The sequence below is a fragment of the Allobosea sp. genome, from assembly GCF_036675845.1.
Taxonomy (GTDB): domain Bacteria; phylum Pseudomonadota; class Alphaproteobacteria; order Rhizobiales; family Beijerinckiaceae; genus Allobosea.
Map to the genome: position 1 here is coordinate 1 of NZ_JAKFED010000065.1, position 22574 is coordinate 22574.

21 protein-coding genes, 1 tRNA gene and 1 pseudogene are annotated in these 22574 nt (G+C 67.9%); 5 read left to right on the forward strand and 18 right to left on the reverse strand.

Going from position 1 to position 22574, the window contains the following annotated elements; genetic code table 11:
- The 4 genes and pseudogenes from V6M56_RS07970 to glpK all read right to left on the reverse strand — a co-directional run.
- The coding region (locus tag V6M56_RS07970) for a hypothetical protein (RefSeq protein ID WP_332682674.1) at positions 1-652 on the reverse strand (652 nt) is incomplete at its 3' end.
- A 9-nt stretch (positions 653-661) separates the two neighbouring features.
- A pseudogene (locus tag V6M56_RS22650) lies at positions 662-727 on the reverse strand (SEC-C metal-binding domain-containing protein); the annotation flags it as partial.
- A gap of 184 nt (positions 728-911) precedes the next feature.
- Positions 912-985 (reverse strand) — tRNA-Gln (locus V6M56_RS07975).
- Between the two features lie 407 nt (positions 986-1392).
- The gene (gene glpK / locus V6M56_RS07980; RefSeq protein WP_332682676.1) at positions 1393-2895 is read right to left on the reverse strand and encodes a glycerol kinase GlpK; all 1503 of its coding nucleotides are present in this window, start codon (positions 2893-2895) and stop codon (positions 1393-1395) included.
- A gap of 251 nt (positions 2896-3146) precedes the next feature.
- Here glpK and V6M56_RS07985 point away from each other — a divergent pair, with 251 nt between their 5' ends.
- Together V6M56_RS07985 and V6M56_RS07990 are read left to right on the forward strand one after the other, a co-directional pair.
- A complete protein-coding gene (locus V6M56_RS07985) occupies positions 3147-4244 on the forward strand; it encodes a Ppx/GppA phosphatase family protein (RefSeq protein ID WP_332682677.1) in 1098 nt (365 codons plus the stop codon).
- Between the two features lie 14 nt (positions 4245-4258).
- Positions 4259-4969 (forward strand): RlmE family RNA methyltransferase, encoded by a 711-nt coding sequence (locus V6M56_RS07990; protein WP_332682679.1) that lies wholly within the window; start codon positions 4259-4261, stop codon positions 4967-4969.
- Positions 4970-4996: 27 nt separating this feature from the next.
- On the opposite strand, the gene V6M56_RS07995 is transcribed toward V6M56_RS07990, so the two are convergent.
- The 3 genes from V6M56_RS07995 to V6M56_RS08005 are packed head-to-tail and all read right to left on the reverse strand — an operon-like array spanning position 4997 to position 7920.
- Positions 4997-5674: an ABC transporter ATP-binding protein gene (locus V6M56_RS07995; protein ID WP_332682680.1), complete on the reverse strand. Its 678-nt coding sequence runs from the start codon at positions 5672-5674 to the stop codon at positions 4997-4999.
- A complete protein-coding gene (locus V6M56_RS08000) occupies positions 5671-6918 on the reverse strand; it encodes an ABC transporter permease (protein WP_332682682.1) in 1248 nt (415 codons plus the stop codon). Before V6M56_RS08000 ends, V6M56_RS07995 begins: the two co-directional genes overlap by 4 nt.
- 3 nt (positions 6919-6921) lie before the next feature.
- On the reverse strand, positions 6922-7920 hold the full coding sequence (locus tag V6M56_RS08005; RefSeq protein WP_332682684.1) for an efflux RND transporter periplasmic adaptor subunit: 999 nt from the start codon (positions 7918-7920) through the stop codon (positions 6922-6924).
- A gap of 181 nt (positions 7921-8101) precedes the next feature.
- Here V6M56_RS08005 and V6M56_RS08010 point away from each other — a divergent pair, with 181 nt between their 5' ends.
- On the forward strand, positions 8102-8791 hold the full coding sequence (locus V6M56_RS08010) for a TetR/AcrR family transcriptional regulator (protein WP_332682686.1): 690 nt from the start codon (positions 8102-8104) through the stop codon (positions 8789-8791).
- A 37-nt stretch (positions 8792-8828) separates the two neighbouring features.
- Here V6M56_RS08010 and glpX read toward each other — a convergent pair whose 3' ends face one another.
- The 5 genes from glpX to V6M56_RS08035 form a co-directional block, all read right to left on the reverse strand.
- Positions 8829-9827 carry a class II fructose-bisphosphatase gene (gene glpX, locus V6M56_RS08015; protein WP_332682688.1) on the reverse strand — a complete coding sequence of 333 codons (999 nt, stop codon included), beginning with the start codon at positions 9825-9827 and terminating at the stop codon, positions 8829-8831.
- 77 nt (positions 9828-9904) lie between these two features.
- The gene (locus V6M56_RS08020; protein ID WP_332682719.1) at positions 9905-11245 is read right to left on the reverse strand and encodes a homoserine dehydrogenase; all 1341 of its coding nucleotides are present in this window, start codon (positions 11243-11245) and stop codon (positions 9905-9907) included.
- 120 nt (positions 11246-11365) lie between these two features.
- On the reverse strand, positions 11366-11797 hold the full coding sequence (locus V6M56_RS08025; RefSeq protein WP_332682691.1) for a hypothetical protein: 432 nt from the start codon (positions 11795-11797) through the stop codon (positions 11366-11368).
- Between the two features lie 193 nt (positions 11798-11990).
- The gene (locus V6M56_RS08030) at positions 11991-13211 is read right to left on the reverse strand and encodes an LL-diaminopimelate aminotransferase (protein WP_332682693.1); all 1221 of its coding nucleotides are present in this window, start codon (positions 13209-13211) and stop codon (positions 11991-11993) included.
- A gap of 192 nt (positions 13212-13403) precedes the next feature.
- Complete coding sequence (locus V6M56_RS08035; RefSeq protein WP_332682695.1) at positions 13404-13754, reverse strand: hypothetical protein; 351 nt, start codon at positions 13752-13754, stop codon at positions 13404-13406.
- Between the two features lie 126 nt (positions 13755-13880).
- Here V6M56_RS08035 and phaC point away from each other — a divergent pair, with 126 nt between their 5' ends.
- On the forward strand, positions 13881-15722 hold the full coding sequence (gene phaC, locus V6M56_RS08040; protein ID WP_442881108.1) for a class I poly(R)-hydroxyalkanoic acid synthase: 1842 nt from the start codon (positions 13881-13883) through the stop codon (positions 15720-15722).
- A 90-nt stretch (positions 15723-15812) separates the two neighbouring features.
- On the opposite strand, the gene V6M56_RS08045 is transcribed toward phaC, so the two are convergent.
- Positions 15813-16430, reverse strand: coding sequence for a class I SAM-dependent methyltransferase (locus tag V6M56_RS08045; RefSeq protein ID WP_332682696.1), 618 nt, complete (start codon positions 16428-16430; stop codon positions 15813-15815).
- Positions 16431-16546: 116 nt separating this feature from the next.
- Entirely contained in the window at positions 16547-17893 is a 1347-nt protein-coding gene (locus V6M56_RS08050; protein WP_332682698.1) for an OmpP1/FadL family transporter, read from the reverse strand.
- Positions 17894-18381: 488 nt separating this feature from the next.
- On the opposite strand from V6M56_RS08050, the gene V6M56_RS08055 reads away from it, so the two are divergent.
- The gene (locus V6M56_RS08055; protein WP_332682700.1) at positions 18382-19230 is read left to right on the forward strand and encodes a fumarylacetoacetate hydrolase family protein; all 849 of its coding nucleotides are present in this window, start codon (positions 18382-18384) and stop codon (positions 19228-19230) included.
- 91 nt (positions 19231-19321) lie between these two features.
- On the opposite strand, the gene V6M56_RS08060 is transcribed toward V6M56_RS08055, so the two are convergent.
- From V6M56_RS08060 to V6M56_RS08075, 4 genes are all read right to left on the reverse strand, one after another.
- The gene (locus V6M56_RS08060) at positions 19322-19558 is read right to left on the reverse strand and encodes a hypothetical protein (RefSeq protein WP_332682701.1); all 237 of its coding nucleotides are present in this window, start codon (positions 19556-19558) and stop codon (positions 19322-19324) included.
- A 160-nt stretch (positions 19559-19718) separates the two neighbouring features.
- Entirely contained in the window at positions 19719-20651 is a 933-nt protein-coding gene (argC, locus tag V6M56_RS08065) for an N-acetyl-gamma-glutamyl-phosphate reductase (protein ID WP_332682702.1), read from the reverse strand.
- A gap of 459 nt (positions 20652-21110) precedes the next feature.
- On the reverse strand, positions 21111-22067 hold the full coding sequence (gene speB, locus V6M56_RS08070; protein ID WP_332682703.1) for an agmatinase: 957 nt from the start codon (positions 22065-22067) through the stop codon (positions 21111-21113).
- Between the two features lie 43 nt (positions 22068-22110).
- On the reverse strand, positions 22111-22389 hold the full coding sequence (locus V6M56_RS08075; RefSeq protein WP_332682705.1) for a hypothetical protein: 279 nt from the start codon (positions 22387-22389) through the stop codon (positions 22111-22113).
- Between the last annotated feature and the right edge of the window lie 185 nt (positions 22390-22574).

Sequence of the window (22574 nt, forward strand, 5' to 3'; positions counted from 1 at the left end):
CTGCCCCTGCCACGGATCGCATTTTACACTCGACGGAATACCTAGTTCCGGTTCCGAGAGATCGCGCGGCGAACTCGCAATGCTTCCTCTCGTTATCGGATTCATCTTCAAGTTCTAAATCAAATCCAGATCGTATTAGAGCGTTCGCAATTGATATCTCATAATAAGACCCTTGGAATTGTCGCCTATCCTTCAGCCGCGAAATCATTCTCGACTGAAGGTCATTATTGTGACGCATCAAATACAAACTATAAGATAACCCAACAAACGCAGAAATTGCGCCAGAATCTGGTAAAATAGCAATTCCATTCTGCGTTCTAGCCGTTTTCCTCTGTTTGAAGAATAAGGTCTTCCAGTAGGCGACGGCGTGCATCTCCGGCGGAGGTTTGGCCTCTTCGGCTTTGAACCATTCATGCCCGAGCACGCGATGCATGTAGGCGATAAGGAAGTCAGAGAACGTTTTGAATCTGCTAGCGTCGGCAACGTCATCGCCGACAGATACAAATCTGCGGCCGTTAGCGCCAAGGGTGGACACGATCGGGCGCCCAGCGCCTTGTTGGAGTTGGCGCTGCAGTTCCCGCGCCTTGAACCGTTCGCGGTAGGTTTCTGGTGAGGGTGTAGGTGGCGGGATAATGAGAGGCTGGGGAGGCACGACGGCACCTCCATGGCACTTTTTGTATTTGAGCCCGCTACCGCATGGGCACCGCTCGTTACGACCCGTCTTCAATCCTGCCCCGCCACAGCTCGGCTGGTTCTAACGAGGAATCGCCATAGGCATCATATGCGCGACCGAGGCAACGAACTAGCCGGCTGGCGGATGCACACAGCGCCTCCGCGACAGCCTGCCGCGTCACGTCCGACTGTTACGATGATTTTGAATTTCGCTTTAAAATCAACCACTTACGAGAAAGTGGCTGGGGGACTAGGATTCGAACCTAGACAACCAGAGTCAGAGTCTGGGGTCCTACCGTTAGACGATCCCCCAACGGGCGCGTGGCGCGACGCGTCGGATGGCGCGGTCTACCCAACCTCGGCCCCGGTTGCAAGCCTTGTCTGCGATCTTCGTGCAGGCTCCTTTCCGGCAGCCTCCCACACCCGTTCCCCGGCCGCGATCAACCTTTCCCAGCCGGGCAAGTTCCCGGACCCGCGAGGCGGGCGCTGGCGAAGCAGCCATCGGGGCCAATCGTTCGCGGAACAGCCAGATGTTCGCCGGCCGGATGCCCCACGACCATGGGCGCCAAGCCGACTCCCCTCGCCGTCCGGACGGCCGTCCGGTCCGCCCGAGGCGCCGGCGCAAGGCGGAGCAGGTTGCGAGCGGACCGAAACGGCCGTCGAACGGCAGGCATTCGCCGGCCAGGCGTCCGCTGCGCGGCGAAGAGCCGTCGGAGCGGCTCAGCCGGCGCTCAGCGTGCGCCGCACCGCGTCGCGCCAGCCGGCGACCAGCGTCTTGCGCGGGCCTTCCGCCAAGGCCGGCGAGAAGCGCCGCTCGAGCCGCCAGCGGTCGCCGAACCCGGCCGGCTCGGGCAGCAGGCCGGCATCGAGCCCGGCGAGATAGGCCGCGCCCAGTGCCGTCGTCTCCAGCACCTCCGGGCGGTCGACGGGAGCGGCGAGGATGTCGGCGAGGCGCTGCATCGTCCAGTCGGAGGCGACCATGCCGCCGTCGACGCGCAGCACGGTCCCGGCGCCCTTGGCCTCCGGCCAGTCGGCGCGCATCGCCTCGAGCAGGTCGAGCGTCTGGAAGCAGACCGAATCCAGCGCGGCGCGGGCAAATTCGCGCGGCCCGGTGTTGCGGGTCAGGCCGAACATGGCGCCCCGGGCATTGGCGTCCCAATGCGGCGCGCCGAGCCCGGTGAAGGCCGGCACCAGATAGACCTGCTGGCCGGGGTCGGCATTGGCCGCCAGCGGGCCGCTCTGCGAGGCCCTTTCGATGATGCCGAGCCCGTCGCGCAGCCATTGCACGGCGGCGCCGGCGATGAAGATCGACCCTTCGAGCGCGTAATGGCGCTCGCCGCCGAACTGGTAGGCGATCGTGGTCAGCAGCCGGCTCTGCGAGGCGACCGCCCTGGTGCCGGTGTTGAGCAAGGCGAAGCAGCCGGTGCCATAGGTCGATTTGAGCATGCCGGGCGAGAAGCAGGCCTGGCCGATGGTCGCCGCCTGCTGGTCGCCGGCGATGCCGCGAATCGGGATGGCGGCACCGAGCAGTTCCGGCTCGCTCTCGCCGAAGAGCGTGGCGCAGTCGCGGACCTCCGGCAACAGCGAGGCGGGAATGTCGAGCAGCGCCAGGAGCTCCTCGTCCCAGCAGCCCTTGTGGATGTCGAACAGCATGGTGCGCGAGGCATTGGTCGCGTCGGTGGCGTGGACGCGCCCGCCGGTCAGCCGCCAGAGCAGGAAGGAATCGACGGTGCCAAAGGCGAGTTCGCCGCGCACGGCGCGTTCGCGGGCGCCGGGGACATTGTCGAGGATCCAGGCGATCTTGCTGCCGGAGAAATAGGGATCGAGCCGCAGGCCCGTGCGGGCGGCAACGAGCGCGCCATGGCCCTGCGCCTCCAGCGCGGCGCAGCGCGCGGCCGTGCGCCGGTCCTGCCAGACGATGGCGCGGTGGATCGCCTGGCCGGTGCGCCGGTCCCAGACGAGCGTGGTCTCGCGCTGGTTGGCGATGCCGATGGCGGCGACCTCGGTCGCGCCCGCCTGCGCCTGGACGAGCGCCTGGCGGCAGACCGAAAGCGTGCTTTCCCAGAGATCCTCCGCCTCGTGCTCGACCCAGCCGGAGGCGGGATAATGCTGAGTGAACTCCTGCTGGGCGCTGGCGACGGGCTGGAGGCGATCGTCGAACAGGATGGCGCGCGAGGAGGTGGTGCCCTGGTCGATCGCCAGGATCATGCGCCGCGCCGCCATGCCGTCTCTCCCCTCGCCCTCGTCCGCCGGCTCTCATCTTCAAGACAGAGCAGGTTCTGCGCGAACTTTGCCGCCAAGCCGCCCTTCAGGCAAGCGGTGGACTTCCCGGCCCGCAATGCTTCGCTTCCGCAGGTTCCGCTTGGCAGGCGCCTCGCGCTGTTGTTACGCTGCCGACGAATGGAAACGCTCCGGCCTCGTGCCGGGCTCCGGTGGGCCGTCGCGATGGCCAGGGCCGGTGAAGGATCGCCAGAGTGACGGTCGAGGACCGCCAGGAATCGGACCGACCCGTGGTCGCAGCGCTCGCTGCGGCGACGGATTGCGCCGCGACCGCCGTCAGCGGATTTCCGGCGCCGGTATTCCAGCGCCGGCCGCAAGCGACCTATGCGGCGCTCGATCTCGGCACCAATAATTGCCGCCTGCTGATCGCCCGGCCGGCCCAGCACGGCTTTCGCGTCGTCGACGCCTTCTCGCGGATCGTGCGCCTCGGCGAAGGGCTTTCTGCGAGTGGCCGGCTCTGCGAGGGCGCCATGGAGCGCGCCGTCGAGGCGCTGAAGATCTGCAAGAGCAAGATGGACCATCGCGGCGTCACCCGCGCCCGGCTGATCACCACCGAGGCCTGCCGCGCCGCGGCCAACGGGTCCGATTTCGTCCGCCGCGTCGGGCGCGAGGCCGAGCTCGAGCTCGAGATCGTCGACCAGCGTACCGAAGCCTCGCTCGCCGTCACCGGCTGCGCCGCGCTCGCCGCGCCGGAGGCCAATGCGGTCATCGTCTTCGACATCGGCGGCGGCTCGACCGAGATCGTCTGGCTCGGCGGGCGCGAAGCCGGCCGCGACCCAGCCTCCCGCATCCGCGAATGGGCCTCGCTGCCGATCGGCGTGGTCTCGGTCGCCGAGCGCTATGGCGGCGTCGAGGTCGGGCGCGACCTGTTCGAGCGCATGGTCACCGATTGCAGCGCGGCGCTGAAGCCCTTCGCCGACAAGGCGGCGGCGGCACGCCGGGCGCCGGGCTTCCATCTGCTCGGCACCTCCGGCACGGTCACCACCGTCGCCGGCATCCATCTGCGCCTGCCGCGCTATGACCGGCGCCAGGTCGACGGGCTGTGGATGCGCGAGGAGGACGTGCTCAGCGTCATCGACGAACTGGTCGCCATGGACTATGCCCAGCGCCAGGCCAATGCCTGCATCGGTCGCGACCGCGCCGATCTGGTGCTGGCCGGCTGCGCCATCTTCGAGGCGATCCGCCGTGCCTTTCCGAGCCCGATGGTGCGCATCGCCGATCGCGGCCTGCGCGAGGGCATTCTGCTCCGCATGATGCATGAGGACCGGGCTTGGTGGCGACGCCGGCAATGAGTTAAGTCGAAGCCATGAAGCCTTCCAAACCGAGCGGCGGCGCCCGCGACCTGCGCGTCAAGGTCAAGAAGCCGGCCAAGCGCAGCCATTCCTCGCAGCTCTGGCTCGAACGCCAGCTCAACGACCCTTACGTCAAGCGCGCCCGCGAGATGGGCTACCGCTCGCGGGCCGCCTTCAAGCTCGCCGAGATGGACGAGCGCCACAAGTTCCTGAAACCCGGCCAGAAGCTGCTCGATCTCGGCTGCGCGCCGGGCGGCTGGTGCCAGGTCGCGGCGGCGAAGATCGGCCTCGACAAGGGCAAGGGCCGGATCGTCGGCATCGACCTGCTGCCGGTCGACCCGATCCCGGGCGTCGAGCTGATCGAGCTCGACTTCATGGCGGACGAGGCCCCTGCCCTGCTGACGCAGAAGCTCGGCGGCAAGGCCGACGGCGTGATGTCCGACATGGCGGCCAACACCACCGGCCACAAGAAGACCGACCATCTCAAGATCATCGGCCTGGCGGAAGCGGCGCTTGAATTCGCCAATGACGTGCTGGCGCCAGGCGGCTTCTTCCTCGCCAAGCTGTTCCAGGGCGGCGAGAGCGCGGCACTGCTCGCCGAACTGAAGCGCGACTTCGCCAGCGTCCGCAATCTCAAGCCGGCGGCAAGCCGGGCGGATTCCTCCGAACTCTATGTGCTGGCGACGGGGTTCCGGCGGCAGACGCAGCCGCAGACCGAGGCCTGAGCGGCGTTCCACCGCGAAGCCGGCGCTTCAAGCCTCCGCCTGCCGGCCGTCGACGAGGTGGATGCGCCGGCTGGCGCGCGCCGCCATCCCGCTGTCATGGGTGACGGCGACGACGGTCTTGCCGCGCTCGCGCACCAGGGCATCGAGAATCGCGAAGACCTGCTCGGAATTCTTGCTGTCGAGGCTGCCGGTCGGCTCGTCGGCGAGGACGAGCGGCGGATCGTTGGCCAGCGAGCGGGCGACGGCGACGCGCTGGCGCTGGCCGCCGGAGAGCTGCTCGGGCCGCTTGTCGAGATGGTCGGCGAGGCCGAGCGCCTCGAGCAGTTGCGTCGAGCGCTCGCGCATCGCGCCGGCCCCGAGGCGCCCGAGCCGGCGCATCGGGATCTCGACATTCTCGCGGACGGTGAATTCCGGCAGCAGGAAATGGAACTGGAAGACGAAGCCGAGCGTCGCCAGCCTGATCTGCGCCCGCTCGTCCTCGCTCAGCCCCGCCGTGTCGCGGCCGGCGATGCGCAGCGCGCCGGCGCTCGGCCGGTCGAGCAGGCCGAGCAGATAGAGCAGCGAAGACTTGCCCGAGCCGGACGGGCCGGTGATGGCAACGAACTCGCCCGCGCCGATCGACAGCGTCACGTCCTGCACCAGCGTCACCGGGACGGTGGCGGGCAGGATGCGGGTCAGCCCCGCGGTCTCGATCAGGGCGCTCATGTCGCCCCCCGGATGATGTCGACGGGATTGAGCCGCGCCGCCTGCCTTGCCGGCAGGTAGCCGGCGATGCCGGCCGAGGTCAGGGCGAGGCCGGCCGCGATCAGGTAGTGCCAGAAGCTCCAGGCCAGCGGCAGCCGCGTGATCTCCTGCGCGACGCTGGCGCCCGACAATTCGAAGCGGACGAGCGAGAGCGCGAAGCAGAGCCCGAAGCCAATGGCCCAGCCGATCAGCGAGCCGCCGGCCCCGAGCGCCAGCCCCTCCAGCAGGAAGAGGCGGCGCATGTCGGCCTGCGTGAAGCCGAGCGACTTCAGGATGGCGATGTCGCGCGCCTTCTCATGGGTGATGGTCGAGATGATGTTGAAGATGCCGAAGCCGGCGACCAGCAGGATGGCGCCGACGACGGTGTACATGATGACGTTCCGGATCACCAAGGCCTCGAGCAGCGACTCGTTCGCCTCCTGCCAGGCCACCGCCTTGTAGCCGAGCTGCGCCTCGGCCCGCCGCGCCACCTGCGGGGCGGCGTTGGGATCGTCGAGCTTCAGCCGGATCTCGTTGATCGCGTTCGGGCGCTCGCTCAGGATCTGCGCGTTCTTGAGCAGGACATAGCTCTCGCCCTCGTCGCGGGCGGTGGTGCCGGTGTGGAACAGGCCGACGATCTTGAAGGCGCGGCTCTGCCCGGTGGCGGAGACCACCGTCACCGTGGTGCCAAGCTCGGCGCCGAGGCGCTGCGCCAGCCGGTCGCCGACGACGATGTTGTTTCCGCCGGCGATCAGCGAGGCGAAGCTGCCCTGGCGAAAGTCCTTGGCGAGCGAGGAGACCTGCCTCTCGGCCTCCGGCTCGATGCCGATGATGGCGATGCCGACATCGCGCCCGGCATAGCGCACCACCCCTTGCGTCTTCAGGCTGAGCGCCATCCTGCCGGGCACCCAGGCGCGCAGCATCGCGGTCGCCTCGGTCGGGTTCAGGATGCCGCGGCGATCCTCCCTGGGGCGCAGCCCGGCGATGTGGAGCACCTGGAACTCGTCCTGCGCCGGCTGGCGGCGCGCGGCGCGGCGCTCATCGGTGATGTCGACATGCGGCATGGTGTCGACGAGCTTGGCGACGAAATCGTCCTCGCCGCCCTGCATCAGCGAGGCCATGGCGATCGAGAAGCCGACGCCGAGCGCGACGCCGAGCACGGCGACGAGCGTCTGCCGGCCCCGCCCCATGATATGCGTCAGCGCCAGGGCCAGGATCAGCCGCATGGCTCAGCCGCCCTGCAGCCGGACGCGGGCGCCGTCGCCGAGCTTGTCGGGATAGGGAGCGACGATGCGGGCGCCCTCGGGCAGGCCCGACAGCACCTCGACCTCGCTCGTGCCGCGAATGCCGATGGCAAGCTCGCGGCGGCGGGCGACATCGCCCTCGACGACGAAGACGGCATCGCCCTGGACGGCATTGACCGGCAGCAGCAGGGCCTCGCGTGCCACGCGGGTGACAATGTTGACCTCGACCGTCATGCCGATCAGCACCGGCGTGTCGTCGGGCAAGGCGAGGTAGACCCGGTAGTTCTTGGCCACCGGGTCGCCCTTTGGGGTGATGCTGTCGACGGTCGCCTCCAGCGTCCGGCCCGGGAAGGCATCGGCCCGGACCAGGGCGCGCTGGCCCGGCTTGACCTGCGGGATGTCCTCCTCGTTCACCTCGGCGACGACGCGCAGCGGCCTGGCCTCGCCGATCCAGAACAGCACCGTGCCGGGCTCGGCGATCTCGCCGACCTCGCCATCGCGGCGCAGGACCGTGCCGCGCATCGGAGCGCGCAGGACATAGTTCTCCAGTCTCGCCGTCTGGCCGGCGACCAGCGCCGCCGCCTGCCCGACCTCGCTGCGGATCCGGTCCAGCGCCTGCTGGCTCATGACATTGCGCTCGACCAGGACGGCGAGGCGCTCATGCTCGGCGGTGGCGAGCTTGTGCCGCGCCTTGAGCTCCGCCAGCGCGGCTTCCGCCTGGACGCTGTCCAGCCGGGCCAGGATCTCGCCCTTCTCGACCCGGCGCCCCTCGCAATCGCAGCGCTCGACGATGCGCTCGCGGACGAGCGGGGTCACCTTGGCCCAGATCCGCGGCTCGACGACGCCGGTGGCATAGACGATGTCGGCGGCATCGCCACGCTTGGCCGCCACGGTCGCGACCATTGCCGGCCGGCTATAAGACCAGAAGGCCGCGCCCGCCGCCGCAACCGCGACAAGGACGACCAGGCTGCGAAGGATCTTCACGACATTCCCCCTGCGGAGGCGGCGCCCTGCGCCATCGAATTCCGGCTTTCCGGCAGGCCCCAGCGGCGATGGATCGCCGTTGCGCCGATGCCCTCCCTGGCAGTAATCTATCGCCAGACCGACCGTCGGTCATTTTACCGACCGACGGTCGGTCGTCAAGCCGGAACCAGATCGGAGCAGCATGCCGCGCGTCGTGAAGCACCCCGAGGATCGCAGGAGCGAATTGCTCGATTGCGCACAGGCGCTGTTCTTCGAGCAGGGCTACGAGCGGACGACGATCAGCGACGTCATCGCCAAAGCGGGAATCTCCAAGGGCGGCTTCTACCACCACTTCGCCTCGAAGGAGGACCTGCTGGAGGCGCTCGCCGCCCGGCTGGCAAAGGATGCGGTCGCCCGCGTCCGCGACATCCTCGAAGACCCGGCACTCGGCGCGCTCGCCCGCCTGAACGGCTTCCTGGCGCGCTCGCGCCAGATGAAGATCGAAGATGCGCCGAAGCTGCGGGCTGCGTTCGATGTCGTGTTCCGGCCCGAGAACATCGTGCTCTACCACCGGGTCAACGGCGCCTCGATCGCGGTGATGCTGCCGGTGCTGACCCGCATCATCGCCGAAGGCCAGGCCGAGGGCATCTTCGCCGTGCCGGCGCCGGAGGCGGCGGCCGAGATCATCCTGCATCTCGGCGCCAGCACCCATGATGCCGTGGCGCGCACGATCGCGGTCTCGGGAACGCCCGCAGAGGCGGCCGCCATCGAAGCGCTCGACGCGCGCTTCCAGTTCCTCGGGCTCGCCGTGGACCGGATCCTCGGCCTGCCGGACGGCAGCGTGATCTTCGTCGAGCCCGGCTTCACCCATGCCGTGATGACGGCGCGCTGAGCGCGCCGTCGATCCGAGCCGGGCCTTCCGTCCGTCCTCAGTCGAGGTTGAACTTCCCGAACTCGCGGTGCTCGCCATAGATGCGGCGGACGGTGCCGGTGATCGAGCGGTAGACGATGGTCTCGGTCTCGATCACCTCGGGGCCGAAGCGGACGCCCGACAGCATGCCGCCATCGGTGACGCCGGTGGCGCAGACGATGACGTCGCCCGAGGCCATCTCGGCCATGTCGTATTTGTGGTTCGGGTCCTTGACGCCCATGGTCGCGGCGCGGGCCCGCTTCTCCTCGGTGTCGAGGATCAGGCGGCCCTGCATCTGGCCGCCGACGCAACGCAGCGCAGCAGCGGCGAGCACGCCCTCGGGGGCACCGCCGATGCCGAGATAGAGGTCGATGCCGGTCTTCTCCGGCTCGGTGCAGAAGATCACGCCGGCAACGTCACCATCGGTGATCAGCCGGATCGAGGCGCCGGTCTTGCGGACTTCCGCGATCAGCTTCTCGTGGCGCGGCCGGTCCATGATCAGCGTGTTGATCTCATGCGGCCGGCAGCCCTTGGCGCGGGCCAGCGCATTGATGTTGTCCGCTGCCGAGGCGTCGAGGTCGACGATGCCGGGCGGATAGCCGGGGCCGATCGCGATCTTGTTCATGTAGACGTCCGGCGCGTAGAGCAGCTGGCCGGCGCCGGCCATCGCCATCACCGCGATCGAGCCCGGCATGTCCTTGGCGCAGAGCGTCGTGCCCTCGAGCGGGTCGACGGCGATGTGGACCTTCGGCCCCTGCTTGTTGCCGACCTTCTCGCCGATATAGAGCATCGGCGCCTGGTCGCGCTCGCCTTCGCCGATGACGATCTCGCCGTCGATCGGCAGGCGGTTGAGCTCGCGCCGCATCGCGTCGACGGCGGCCTGGTCGGCCGCCTTCTCGTCGCCATGGCCGCGCAGGCGGGCGGCGGCGACGGCGGCGCGCTCGGTGACGCGCACCAGCTCCATCGAGAGATAGCGCTCGATGATCTGGTCGGGCGAGATGCGGAGATCGACGGACATGGGCTTTTCCTCTGTTTCGGCAGACGGCGACCGGACGATCGGCAGCGGAGCATCCCCACCGCCGATCGACCGCTGCCCTACTCCCGCTCTATACGGATGACCTGCGGCGGCTCGGAAATATGCCCGTCGGCGCCGACCTTCTCCAGCGCGCCGCGGATCGCCTGCTCGCTGGTGGCGTAGGTGATCAGCACGACCGGGACCGGCGCGCCGGAGCGCCCGCCGGGATCGCGCGCCGCGGCGGCCTCCGAGCGGCGCTGGACGATGCTTTCGAGCGAGATGTTCGCCTCGGCCATGCGGGTCGCGATGGCGGCGGCGGCGCCCGGCCGGTCGGCGACGGCGAGGCGGATGTAATAGCCGCCCTCATGACGCTGCATCGGCGCACGCATCGGCTGCTCGAGCCGGGCGACCGGCATGCCGAAGGGCAGTCCGGCCGTGCCGCGGGCGACGTCGGCGATGTCGGCGATCACCGCCGAGGCGGTCGGGCCGCCGCCGGCGCCCGGGCCGACCAGGGTGATCTCGCGGACCGCATCGGCGTCGATGGTGACGGCGTTGGTGACACCCATGACCTGGGCGATGGCCGAGGATTTCGGCACCATGGTCGGGTGGACGCGCTGCTCGATGCCGGTCTTGGTGCGCTCGGCGACACCGAGCAGCTTGATCCGGTAGCCGAGCTCGTCGGCCATCTTGAGGTCGAGCGGCGTGATCGAGGAAATCCCTTCGACATGAATCGCTTCGGCGTCGATCTTCGTGCCGAAGGCGAGGCTGGTCAGGATCGCGAGCTTGTGGGCGGTGTCGAAACCCTCGACGTCGAAGGTCGGGTCGGCCTCGGCGTAGCCGAGCCGCTGGGCGTCCTTCAGGCAGGCCTCGAAGGTCAGGCCCTCGAGCTCCATGCGCGAGAGGATGTAATTGCAGGTGCCGTTGAGGATGCCGTAGAGGCGGCTGACATTGTTGCCGGACAGCGCCTCGCGCAGCGTCTTCACCACCGGGATGCCGCCGGCCGACGAGGCCTCGAAGGCGAGCGCCGCGCCATTGGCCTCGGCGAGCTCGGCCAGCGCCACGCCATGGGTGGCGAGCAATGCCTTGTTGGCGGTCACGACCGGCTTGCCGGCCGAAAGCGCCGCTTCCACCGCCTGCTTGGCAGGCCCGTCGGAGCCGCCGATCAGCTCGACCAGGCAATCGATCTCGGCCGAGGCTGCGAGCGCGACCGGATCGTCGAACCAGGTGAAACCCGAAAGGTCGATGCCGCGGTCGCGGCTGCGGTCGCGGGCCGAAACGGCGGTGACGCGCACCGGCCGGCCGCAGCGGGCGGAAAGCGCATTCTCCTGGCGTTTCAGGATGGCGGCGACCGCCGCACCGACAGTGCCGAGGCCGGCGATGCCGACGCGCAGGGGCCGGGAGTCAGGGGGCGGAGCGTGCATGGTCATGCCGCGCGGGGTCGCATGGGGCGGGACTTGAGTCAACGGCGGAGCACCCGCCATATGCCGGCGGGAACGCCGACGGGAACGCTTCTGCACAGCGAGAAACAGGCGCCCTGCCCCTCAATCGAAGCGGCAGACCACCTCCGCCGCCAGCTTGCGGAGCTTGCCGTCGCCGAAGCTGAGATAGAGACGCAGCAACTGGTTGCCGAAGGCCGTGGTCTTGATCGTGCGCAGCGCCTCGAGGCTGTCGCCGTTCCACACCGTCGAGTTCTCGTTCACCGGCTTCCAGAACCAGGGCGTCGGCGGGCGGATCACGGTCTGGGCCAGGACCTTCTCGGCCTCGCTTTGGTCCATGCCGAGCGGCAGGTAGCGGGCGACGATCTCGGTGGCGTCGCGGCCGCATTCGCGCGCCTTGGTCGCGGCCAGCACCTCGCCGACCAGCGGCGAATCGGTATCGGCCGTCCGCCCGCGCGAGAAATCATAGGTCGCAAACAGGCAGACCAGCGCGAACAGGCCGAAGAGCACCCCGATCACACGGCCTTTCGAGACCATATCCGCCGCCTCTCCTCAGCCGGTGGTTCCGGCGGTTCGGGTTCCCATGTTTTTGCTGCGCGGTCCAGTGCCAGCAAGCTGCAAGGGCACGAACGTCATTGCGAGCGTAAGCGAAGCAATCCAGGAGGGCTCGCTCGACGGCCCCTGGATTGCTTCGGAACTTACGCTCCTCGCAATGACGATCGGCGCCGCCCTACCCCGCCTGCGGCATCTGGATGACGTTGTGCAGGGTCTGGTCGGCGCTCTTCAGGAAGCGGCCGATATTGCGGGCGGCCTGGCGGATGCGCTGCTCGTTCTCGACGATGGCGATGCGGACGAAATCGTCGCCATGCTCGCCGAAGCCGATGCCCGGCGCGACCGCGACCTCGGCCTTCTCGATCAGCAGCTTGGAGAATTCCAGCGAGCCGAGATGCCGGAATTTCTCCGGGATCGGCACCCAGGCGAACATCGAGGCCTGTGGCGCCGGGAAGTCCCAGCCGGCCTTGGCGAAGCTCTCGACCAGCGCGTCGCGGCGCTTGCGATAGGTCTCGCGCATCTCGCGGATGCAATCGTCGGGACCGTTCAGCGCCGCCGCCGCCGCGACCTGGATCGGCGTATAGGCGCCGTAGTCGAGATAGGACTTAACGCGCGCCAGCGCCGCCAGCAGCCGCTCGTTGCCGACGGCGAAGCCCATGCGCCAGCCGGCCATGGAGAAGGTCTTCGACATCGAGGTGAACTCGACGGTTACGTCGATCGCGCCCTGGACCTGCAGCATCGAGGGCGGCGGGCTCTTCTCGTCGAAATAGACCTCGGCATAGGCGAGATCGGAAAGCAGGATCAGCTCGTGCTTCTTCGCGAAGGCGACGAGGTCGCGATAGAAGTCGAGCGAGGCGGTATAGGCGGTCGGGTTCGCCGGATAGCAGGTGACGAGCGCGATCGGCTTGGGCACCGAATGCATCACCGCGCGCTCCAGCGCCGGGAAGAAGGCCGGCGTCGGCTCGGCCGGGACCGAGCGGATGACGCCGCCCGCCATCAGGAAGCCGAAGGCGTGGATCGGATAGCTCGGATTGGGCACCAGCACGACGTCGCCCGGGCCGGTGATGGCCTGGGCCATGTTGGCGAAGCCCTCCTTCGAACCGAGCGTGGCGACGACCTGGGTGTCGGGGTTGAGCTTCACGCCGAAGCGGCGCTCGTAATAATTCGCCTGGGCGCGGCGCAGGCCGGCAATGCCCTTCGAGGCGGAATAGCGGTCGGTGCGCGGCTTGCCGGCGGTCTCGACCAGCTTGTCGATGACGTGCTTCGGTGCCGGCAGATCGGGATTGCCCATACCGAGATCGATGATGTCGACGCCCTTGGCCCGTTCGGCGGCCTTGATCTTGTTGACCTGCTCGAAAACGTAAGGCGGCAAGCGCTTGATGCGGTGAAAGTCGGTCATCTTACTAATCGGTCCCTGGCCGAGCCGGCATTGAGGCGCTCCGAATGCGGCAAATCACATTCCTTGCGCCGAGATGCTCTAGCATCGCAGCTTTCGCCGTGACAGGCCCAAAAACGCAAGATTCAGCGAACAGCGACGCAAAGCGTCTCCCGAGCCTCTCCCGAGGCCACGATGGCGGCGCGGGGCGGCGGCTCAGTCCGTCGGCAGCTTGGCCGGAGCGGGCGGCGGCGTGTTGCCCAGGCTCTGCGCCTGCGTCCCTGCCGCCACATTGGAGAGGCGCTTGGCCTCGAGCTCGGCCTCGAGCTTCTTGAACTCCTCGACGGTCTTGCGCTTGGCATCGCGCGAGATCGTGGTGCCGACCGGGACATAGCGCGGATCCTGCGGCCGCGTCTCGAGGACGAAGGGCTTCGGCTCGGCCGGCTTGGTGGCAAGCCCGGTGAGCTCGGCGGCGCCCTGGACCGCGCTGCAGCCGCCGAGCAGGCCGGCGAGCACCAGCGTCGTGGCGACCGTTCTCGAGGGGGTCCGGAACAGAGTTTCAGGCATCGCCGCGGCTTCCACGAATTTCCTTTGTCACGCTTATCAGCTACGTCCTTAATAGGTCTGAAATGGGGAGTTCAACTCCCGCTGGCAAGCAATCGCGCAAGCCGGCAATCGCGAGGGAGCGATACCATGAGCCGACCCGCCGGCAGCAAGGGCAAGGGCGGACCGGGCCCGGCGGAGCCGCCGGTCCCCGATGCGCCTGCCCTGCCGGATTTCGATGCCATGGCGCAGAATATGGGCCGCCTCGTCGAGGAGGCCGGCAAGGTCACGGCGGCCTATATGAAGCCGATCGAGCGCGGCGAGGCCAAGACCGGCGCCGCCGACGAGGCCAGCGAGATGGTCAAGGTGCTCGGACGGGTGGCGGAGCGCTGGGTCAGCGACCCGCAGAAGATCATCGAGGCGCAGGCCTCGCTCACCGGCGACTTCCTCAGCCTGTGGAGCGCGACGCTGAAGCGACTCAGCGGCGAGCCGGCCGAGCCGGTGATCGAGCCGGAACGGCGCGACGCCCGCTTCGCCGACCCCGAATGGGAGAGCCATCCGGTCTTCGACTTCGTCAAGCAGGCCTATCTCCTGTCCTCGCGCTGGGCGGAGCGCATGGTCGAGCAGGCCGACGACCTCGATCCGCATACGCGCGACAAGGCGCGCTTCTACGTCAAGCAGATCGCCGGGGCGCTCTCGCCCTCCAATTTCGTCGCGACCAATCCGGAGCTGTTGCGCGAGACGCTGGCGCAGAACGGCGAGAACCTGGTGCGCGGCATGAAGATGCTGGCCGAGGACGTCCAGGCCGGCGGCGGCGAGCTCAAGATCCGCCAGTCCGACAACCGCGCCTTCGAGGTCGGCGTCAACATCGCGACCACGCCCGGCAAGGTGATCTACCGCAACGACATCATCGAGCTGATCCAGTACGCGCCGTCGACCGAGAAGGTGCTGAAGCGGCCCTTGCTGATCGTGCCGCCCTGGATCAACAAGTTCTACATCCTCGACCTCAATGCCGAGAAGAGCTTCATCCGCTGGTGCGTCGGCCAGGGGCTCACCGTGTTCTGCATCTCCTGGGTCAATCCCGACCATCGCCATGCGGCGAAGGATTTCGAGAGCTATATGCGCGAGGGCATCTTCGCCGCGCTCGAGGCGGTGGAGCAGGCGAGCGGCGAGAAGCAGGTTTCGGCGATCGGCTACTGCGTCGGCGGCACCCTGCTCGGCGTCACCCTCGCCTATATGGCGGCGACCCGGGACAAGCGCATCGCCAGCGCCACCTTCTTCACCACCCAGGTCGACTTCTCCAATGCCGGCGAGCTCTCGGTCTTCGTCGACGAGGAGCAGATCCGCGCCGTCGAGGAGCAGATGGCCGAGCGCGGCTATCTCGACGGGGCGCGCATGGCCGGCGCCTTCAACATGCTGCGGCCGAACGACCTGATCTGGTCCTACGCCGTCAACAACTACCTCAAGGGCAAGGCCCCGACCGCCTTCGACCTGCTCTACTGGAACTCGGATTCGACGCGGATGCCGGCGGCGAACCATTCCTTCTATCTGCGCAACTGCTATCTCGACAACAAGCTGACCAAGGGCGAGATGCGCATCGGCGGCAAGCTGCTCGACCTCGGCAAGGTCACCATCCCGGTCTACAACCTCGCGACGCGCGAGGACCATATCGCCCCGGCGAACTCGGTCTTCATCGGCTCGCAGGCCTTCGGCGGGCCGGTCGACTATGTCATGGCCGGCTCCGGGCACATCGCCGGCGTGGTCAACCCGCCGAGCAAGGTCAAGTACCAGTACTGGACCGGGCCAAAGCCGCAGGGCGCCTTCGAGGGCTGGATGCAGCGGGCGCAGGAGCACCCCGGCTCATGGTGGCCGCACTGGTTCGCCTGGCTCGAGGCGCAGGCGCCGAAGCAGGTCAAGGCGCGCATGCCCGGCGACGGCAAGCTCGAGCCGCTGGAGGACGCGCCGGGCAGCTATGTGAAGGTCAAGGCCTGAGCACGGCACCGACCCGGCTCGGCCGGGCCCGGGCGAAGGCAAGCTCCGGTCTGGAGCAGCCCCGCCTCGGCCCTGGGCCGACCGCTCGCGTCAATCAACCGCCTCGAAGACTGAACCATAGTGATAGGGCGGCAACTCGACGACGGCCTTGGTCCTGAATCCGGCCGGCTCGACGATGGCGGCGACCTGCGCCGGCGTCATCCGCATGTGTGATTGCGGACCGCGAGCCAGTCCGAGGACCATCGTCCGCTCCCGCGGAATGCGGTGCCAGTTCACGATGCCGAGACAGCCGCCTGTCCTTGTAACGCTGCGCACAGCGCGTGCGATCGACGGTTGGTCCGGGACCCCGTGGAAGGTGTTGGCGAGAAGGACGTAGTCGACACGCTCCGGAAGCAACCCGGCCACCTGCCGCGCATCGGCACAGAACCATTGCCGCACGCCAGCGCCACGCCGGGCGACCTCCGCCCTGGCCTGCTCGATCAGAGCCGCATCGAGCTCGAGCGCGTAGACGCGGCCGTCGAGGAGCTCGGCCAGCGGCGCCGTGAAGTAGCCATCGCCGCAGCACAGATCGAGCGCCACCATCCCCGCTCGGATGTCGATCTGCTGCAGAACGCCGGCCGGATCGGGCCACAGCGTCGCCCACCAGCGGCGATCGGGCATCGACGTCGCCGGAAAGAGCGATGGATCTTGCTGCGCGCTGTTCGCCATCACATGACCGCCTGCCCCTCCCAGACAAGTATAGCGACAGCAATGCCGGTGGCGCAGCGTCGAGCACGAAAAAAGCCGGCCCGAAGGCCGGCTTTTCCTTCGCCGTGCGGCGAGGCTCAGTTCTTGCGGACGACCGGGCGGACCGGGACCGTTTCCACCGGATTGTCCCAGCGATAGGTAAGAGCCGCCGAAACGACGTGAACATAAGGCTCGGCCTCGGCGGTATAGGAGATCGCCCGCAAGGCCGGATTGACGACCTGCTGCGGGTGGTTGCCGGTGTAGTTCACCTTCGCCTTGTTGACGTGGATATAGGTGTAACCGACGTCGAGCTTCAGCTTCTCGGTGAGCTGATAGCTCGCACCGGCACTGAGCCAGAGGCGATCATTGTCCGAGATGAAGATCTGGCGGTTGTAGTCGTTGATCGCCGAAAGCTCATAGGCGATACCGGCGCGCAGCGTCAGGTCGCGGTTGTATTTGTACTCGGCGCCGGCCGAGAAGTACCAGCTGTCGTCATACTGGAAATTCAGGCTCGTCGCCGGGATTCCCCCGACCTGCGTCACGACCGGGATGTTGCGGAAGCGGCTCCAGTTGGTCCACTCCACTCCGAGATGGGCCTGCCACTGATCGTTGATGACCTGTGAGACGCCGAACACGACCGAGTCGGGCAGGTTCAGGTTGGCCTTGACCGGCGTGACCGCGGCCGGGGTCCGCAAGGTGCCCTCCAGCGTCTGCCGCACCGAGGAGCGATAGGCCAGGCCGACCGTCGTGCCGTCGAGCGGCGTCAGCGTGAAACCGAAGCGGTAGCCGAAGTCGATGGTGTCGCCCTCGATGATGATCGGCGCGGAGGTCGGCGCGGGGGTCATTGCCTGCTTCAGGCTGGCATTGAACCACTGGACCTGCACCGCTGCGCCGATCGAGAGCCAGTCGTTGACCTTGTAGCCGATCGTCGGCGAGACGTTGATGGTCTGCACTTTCGCCGAGCGGCCGAAGACCTGCGCGGCATGGACCTGATTATCGGGCTTCGAGCGCAGGCCGAACGGGGCGCCGGTGGTGAGGCCGATCCAGAACCGGTCGGTGAGCTGCCAGGCGGAGTAGGAGGCGGGGACGAAACCGCCGTTGCCGCCGATGTTCCCCGTCCCGGCCTGGACCGGGTTCGGCGTGCCGACCGGCGCGAACGGAGGGCCAATCCGACTGACCGATGTCGGCTCGTAATCGGCGTCGGCATAGAGATAGGTGAAGTTCCACTGGCTGTTGCGGCCGGGGAACATGGTGATCGTCGCCGGGTTCCAGGCCATGGCGCCCATGCCGATGCCGCCGGAAGCCGCGCCCGCATAGGCCATGCCGAGACCTTCAGCGCTCTGGCCGCTTCGGATCGCGAAGGAACTGGCCGACGCCGCGCTGGCCGTCAGCAGCGCCGCGAGCGAAACCGTGGCGGCGGCAGTGAGTTTCCGAAAGCTCGTCATCGCGGCGTCTTTCTCAGGAGTGATATTCTTGTGACAACCGCCGCGGCCACCGCCGAGCGGAATCTGACGCCACCATGCCGCCAGCCCTTTCCTGCCGCAATCCCGCCCCGATCGCCACATTTTGGCCTTGTCCGGAGGGGTTTCCGCAGCGACACCGCCGAGATCGCGAGATTTATCGCGTTTTCACGGGGGCGAGGCCGAGCCGGCTCGCGGAAAAGATGGTTTATATGCAAACTATCGCCGATTTTCTCATTGTGCATCGCAACATGGAGAGGATTAACCACACTCGAAGTCGCCGATCTTTGCCGGGCAACGTTGCAAAAGCGTTACAGCCTCAGGCGCCCGCCAAGGCAGGCATGCCATGCGCGTGCGCGCGCTTGCCATGCACGCGAGCGGGCTTGCGCAGTCGCCGCCATCCGCACAGGATCGGCGCGGCCCTTCGGCCGATGGCGGCCGACTTTTGAAACGATTGAAATGGGGGAAACGAAGTGAAATTGGTTCGTTATGGTGCGTTCGGCCAAGAGAAGCCCGGCATGATCGATTCCGCCGGCAAGCTCCGCGACCTCTCCGGACAGTTGCCGGACCTCGCCGGCGCGGGGCTCAAATCGGCTTCGCTGGCCAAGCTGAAGGCGCTGTCCCCCGAATCGCTGCCGCTGGTCTCCGGCACGCCGCGAATCGGCGCCTGCGTCGGCGACGTCCGCAACTTCATCGCCGTCGGCCTCAACTTCGCCGACCACGCAGCGGAGACCGGTGCTGCGATCCCCGCCGAGCCGATCCTGTTCAACAAGGCGCCGAACTGCATCGTCGGCCCCGATGACGACGTCATCATCCCGAAGAACTCGACCAAGACCGACTGGGAAGTCGAGCTCGCCATCGTGATCGGCGACGGCGGCTCCTATATCGCGGAGAAGGATGCGATGGCCGCGATCGCCGGCTTCTGCGTCTGCAACGACGTCTCGGAGCGCGAGTTCCAGATCGAGCGCGGCGGGCAATGGGCCAAGGGCAAGGGCTGCCCGACCTTCGGCCCGCTCGGCCCCTGGCTGGTGACGCCCGACGAGATCAAGGACATCCAGAACCTCGCCATGTGGCTCGAGGTCGACGGCGAGCGGGTCCAGAACGGCTCGACCAAGACGATGATCTTCGGCGCCGCCTATCTCGTCCACTATATCAGCCAGTTCATGCGGCTCGATGCGGGCGACGTCATCACCACCGGCACGCCGCCCGGCGTCGGCCTCGGCTTCAAGCCGCCGCGCTTCCTCAAGGGCGGCGAGACGGTCAGCCTCGGCATCGAGGGACTGGGCACCCAGAAGCAGAAGTTCAAGCCCTACGCGGCCTGAAGAAAAAAGCGCCGCCAGGGCTGTTCGACCCAGCCCTGGCGGCGCTCGCCCCTGCCGCGCCTGGCGCCGCGGGGCAGTCTCGCATGCAAAGCTACTGCCGCTGCAGCCAGCCGACCGGTTGCGCAGCCGTGCCCCGGGCCCCATCGGAGCGCCCGCCATCGGCCGGACCGGCGGAAAATTCCGCACCCCGCCCTCCGGCCAGCACGATCAGGACCGGCCTCGCTCCGGCGGTTGCCGGCAGCGAGGGCATCGCGGCGGCTTCGCTCGCCAGCGCCATCTTGCGCCGACTGCGCGTCAGGCGCGCCGCCAAAGCGTTCAATTTCGACATCGACGCCCCGCAAACCTGTGCCACGTCGCCATCGCGACGCGTATCGCTCAGCTATGAGCCAAGGACCGGGGCGCTCACACCTCCCATTTGGGGGGCGCCAGCAAAAAAGCCCGGCCAGGCCGGGCTTTGCTGCAATCCTGTGGCTATGCGGCCGGGTCGATCAGGCCTCGGGCAGGCCGAGCATCAGGCGGATGTTCTGCACGGCCGCGCCCGAGGCGCCCTTGCCGAGATTGTCGAGCCGCGCCACCAGCACGGCCTGGCCCAGCTCCTCATTGCCGAAGACCCGCAGTTCGAGCCTGTTGGTGTCGTTCAGCGCCTCGGGCTCGAGCTTGCCATCAGCCCCGGCCGGCAGCACCGAGACATGGGTCGAGCCGGCATAACGCGCCGCGAGCGCGGCCTGCAGGTCGGCGGGCTTCGGCTTGCCCGGCAGCGTCTCGAGATGCAACGGCACGCTGACCAGCATGCCCTGCCGGAAATTGCCGACGGAAGGCACGAAGATCGGCCGCCGCTCGAGCTTCGAATAGACCTGCAGCTCCGGCAGGTGCTTGTGCTTGAGGCCGAGCCCGTAGAGCTCGAAATCGGGGGCCCTGCCGGTCTCATAGGCCTCGATCATGCCCTTGCCGCCGCCGGAATAGCCGGAGACGGCGTTGACGGTGACGGGGTGGTCGGCCGGCAGCAGGCCGGCATCGACGAGCGGGCGCAGCAGCGCGATGCCGCCGGTCGGGTAGCAGCCCGGATTCGAGACCCGGTTGGCATTGGCGACCTTGTCGGCGAAGCCGGGCTCGAGCTCGGCGAAGCCATAGACCCAGCCCGCAGCGACGCGATGCGCCGTCGAGGCATCGACGATCTTCGGTGCGCCAGTGCCGAGTTCGTCGGCGAGCGCGACGGACTCCTTCGCCGCATCGTCGGGCAGGCAGAGCACGACGAGATCGACGCCGGCCATCATCGCCTTGCGGGCGGCCGGATCCTTGCGCTTCTCGGGAGCGATGCTCTTCACCACCACCTCCGGCACGGCCGCGAGGCGCTCGCGGATGCCGAGCCCGGTGGTGCCGGCCTCGCCGTCGATGAAGATGGATTTCAGGTTCTGGCTCATCGGACCCTCGCAAGGCGTCTGGTGGAGGCGGGCGAAACTGCTTGGCCGGCTTCAGGCATAAAAAAACCGCGCTCGGGGCGCGGTCGCGGGCGTTCGGGCTTAAAAGCCGAGCGTCATCGCGGGCGCGCCGGGGCGGCCTGGCTGGTACGACGTCGGATCGGGTTCGTGGTCATGGCGCTGTATATGTTGCGGTCCTTGCCGGCTGTCAATGAGTGAGGGCGCGGGAAGCACAGCGCAGAACCCCTCTCCTGGAAGGAGAGGGGCAGGGGTGAGGTGTTCGGAATGGGATCGTTGGCCTGAACCCGACCGCGCGGTCGGCACTCGCGGAACTGGTCCAGCGGCCTACCCCTCACCCTACCCTCTCCCTCCGGGAGAGGGTCCCCGCGCCCATATTCCCAACGTTCTGAATCGCATGGCGGTCAGCGCTGCCATGCCGATTCAGGCCGCTCACATCCCGATTCAACCCGCCTTCTTCAATGCCAGCGCCTGGATATAGTGCTGCGCCAGCGCGGCGCCGGCGATCGCGGTCGCGTCGGCATGGTCATAGGGCGGCGAGACCTCGACGATGTCCATGCCGCGGAAATCGAGCTCGCGGAGCGCCCAGACCAGTTGCAGCGCCTGCGCCGAAGAGAGGCCACCAGCGACAGGCGTGCCGGTGCCAGGCGCGAAGGCCGGATCGAGCGCGTCGATGTCGAAGGTCAGATAGGCCGGCCCCTGCCCGACCCGCGCCGTGATCCGCGCCGCGACGCCCTCGACCCCGAGCGCATGGGCCTGAAAGGCATCGAGCACCTCGATGCCGCAATCGCGCGGGGCGACGGTGCGGATGCCGACCTGGATCGAGCGCTCGACGTCGATCAGGTCCTCGCGCACCGCTTCCAGCACGAAGGTGCCGTGGCTGATCGCGCCGACGCCGTCATCCCAGGTGTCCTGATGCGCGTCGAACTGGACGAGCGCCAGCTTGCCATGGCGGGCGACATGGGCCCGCAGCAGCGGCAGGGTGATGAAATGGTCGCCGCCGAGCGTGACGAGATGGGCGCCGGTCGCGAGGATCGCGGCGGCCTCGTTCTCGATCGCCTTGGCGCAGCCCTGCAGGTCGCTGCGCGGCAGCAGGCAGTCGCCATAGTCGACGGCGGAAAGGATCTCGAACGGGTCGATGCGCGAGGGGAATTGCGCGTCGCCGTCGAAGATCGCGCTGACGCGGCGCATCGCCTGCGGGCCGAAGCGCGTGCCCGGCCGGTTCGAGACGGCGAGGTCGAAGGGCACGCCCCAGATCGCGAGATCGCAGCCGGCGACGTCCTTGCTGTAGCGCCGGCGCATGAAGGAGAGCGCGCCGGCATAGGTCGGATCATGGGCCGGGCCTTTGCGGCCGCCGGTGAAGGCATGGTCGATCGTCGGGGTTTCGGCGGGCTCGGTCATGATCGATTCCTGAATTCATTGGTCTGGAGCATTGCTCCAGGGTTCAGCGGCGGCCGCTCAGCCAGACATGGAGGCACCAGGGCAGGATCAGCGCGAGCCCGGTGAGCACGAGGCGAAGGGTCGTCCAGGCGACCGGATATTGCAGCGCCCGGCCGTCGAGCTCGGGCACGCCATGGATCAGCCCCAGCGCAAAGGCGGGCGCCAGGAAGATCACCAGCGCATTGAAGATGCGCCGGCCGCGCGGCAGGTCGTCGCGCGCCAAAGCGAGCAGCGCCGGCACGGCGACCATGCCGAAGGCGATCAGGGTGAGCAGGACGCGCATCGAGACTTCCGCTGAAACGAGGGTGCAGCCGATTTAGAGCAGGATGCGAAAAAGTGGGGACCGGTTTTTCGCATTGATCCTGCTCTAACTCTTTGATGAGAGACGGATTCAGACTTCAGATGGGATCGCTCTGCGATTCCATCTGAAGTCATCCGGCTCTAGCACGCCGGGCGCCCGGCTCCAGC